General features: G+C 73.5%; 2 protein-coding genes. Both read left to right on the forward strand.

Annotated elements, in window-relative coordinates:
• Positions 1-720, forward strand: a 720-nt coding sequence (locus ABZ319_RS40375) for a hypothetical protein (RefSeq protein WP_354991877.1), incomplete at its 5' end; no start/stop codon positions are given.
• A 431-nt stretch (positions 721-1,151) separates the two neighbouring features.
• Positions 1,152-1,637 carry a lipopolysaccharide assembly protein LapA domain-containing protein gene (locus ABZ319_RS40380; protein WP_354991878.1) on the forward strand — a complete coding sequence of 162 codons (486 nt, stop codon included), beginning with the start codon at positions 1,152-1,154 and terminating at the stop codon, positions 1,635-1,637.
• The last annotated feature ends 33 nt before the right edge of the window (positions 1,638-1,670 follow it).

The following is a 1,670-nucleotide window of genomic DNA, read 5'->3' on the forward strand; positions in this document are numbered from 1 at the left end:
ATCGGCGCCGCGGCCCCGGCGCTCGGCACGCCCGAGGGCATCGAGCTGGCGGCGGTCCTGGCCGGGCAGCCGCCCGCCGAACTTCCGGAACCACTGCGCGCCGCCCGCCGCGGCCCCACCCGCAGATGGGACTACCTTTCCATCGCCGCCATCGAGTACCCCCAGCCGGAAGTGCTCGCCCGCTGGGACTTCTGGGATTCGAGCGTGCCCTACGTCGTGTTGCTGCTGGCGGAGCTGCCCGGGCCCAAGGGCAGGGCCGTGCACGATCAGGTCGTGCGCGCGCTCAGCGGCGACGACGCCCGGTACCGGACCGCGGGTATCGACGCCCTGGTCAGCCTGGCCGCCGCCGATGAACTGCAACCGCGGTTGCTGGCCAAGTGCCTGCGCCCGGAGACTCCCAACAAGCGGCTGGCCGGTTCGCTGCGCGAAGCGGTTTCGGCGCTGGGCCCGCATCGCGCCTGGCCGATCATCGACGCCGTCCTGCCCGTCCTGCTCGGGGCGGGCGGCACCACCGGCCTGGCGGATGTGCTCGCGGTCGCCGCCGACTGCGCCCGCCGCTGCGGCGCCACCGCCGACTACCCGGCCCTGCACCCCCTGGCCGACCGTCGCGGCGCCACCCGCCTCGCCGCCGAAGCCCGCACTCTGCGCGAGACCCTGAATGCCGCTGCGGCCCCCGCGGATCTTCCGCGCACAGCGTCGGCCCCGGTGGGTGTCGCCTAGCGGCGCCGCCCGCCGCGTCATCGAAGCCCGCACTGTGCGAGAGGCCCTGAACGCTGCTGAGGCCCCGGGGGATCTCCCGCGCAACGCGGCGGTCCCGGTGGGTGCCACCTGGCGCTGGTACATCCGCCTACTCGCTTCGTGCGTGCCGCACACACTTTCGATGTCCGAAATCCTCTGTCCCAGTGGACAATTAATCGCGCGCGAAGCGTGTCCCTCGAACCCCTGCTCCCCGCCGGGGGCCGGTCGCGCATCCGTCGGGTTTCCGTTGCCGGTTCCGCGGGTACCACCGCGGACCCGTCCGCCGGTGTCGCCGTGCGGGAACCGCCCGGTACGCCGGCCGATTCAGCGGCCGATATTCGGGCACTTCCAAGGTGTCGGACCGGTGCTGGGACGCATGTGAACTCGCCGGTCGCGAGAGACCGGAGGAGGTCATGGTGAAACCCGGAGATCAGAGCTTGCCGCCCGACCGGCCGACACGGGACATCCCCGCGGTGTCCAGGCCGGGCGAGCCCACGCTGCCGAATGCGGAACCACGGGCGGCGCAACCGCCCTCGGCCCCGCCGGCTCATCCGCCCGCGGCCCCGCCCGCGCAGCCGCCCGCGGCCCCGCCGGTCGAGCCGAAATCCGAGCCCCCGCACCCCAGCGTCCGCCGTACTCGGGCGGGCAGCATCTGGGTGAGCCTGACCGCGGGCGGACTCTTCGGGGTCGCCCTGCTGATCTTCGTCGTGCAGAACACCGAGAGTGTGCGCCTGGGCTTCCTGGGCTGGCACTTCAACCTGCCGATCGGCGTGGCGATCCTGGTGGCCGCCGTCGTGGGCCTGCTGGTGATGGCGGTGGCGGGCAGCATCCGCATCATTCAACTGCGGCAGGCGTTCTCGAAGCTGAACCGCTCCGCGGCGCGGCAGCGACAGGGCTGAGCCCGGCCCGCCCGCGGCGATCCAGTCGCCGCG

Origin of the sequence: Nocardia sp. NPDC005978 (assembly GCF_040614455.1) — a bacterium.
Lineage (GTDB): Bacteria > Actinomycetota > Actinomycetes > Mycobacteriales > Mycobacteriaceae > Nocardia.

What these genes read in the sequence shown, in the direction of transcription:
- ABZ319_RS40380 (WP_354991878.1), top strand. Translation starts at nt 1,152, where the DNA reads ATGGTGAAACCCGGAGATCAGAGCTTGCCGCCCGACCGGCCGACACGG.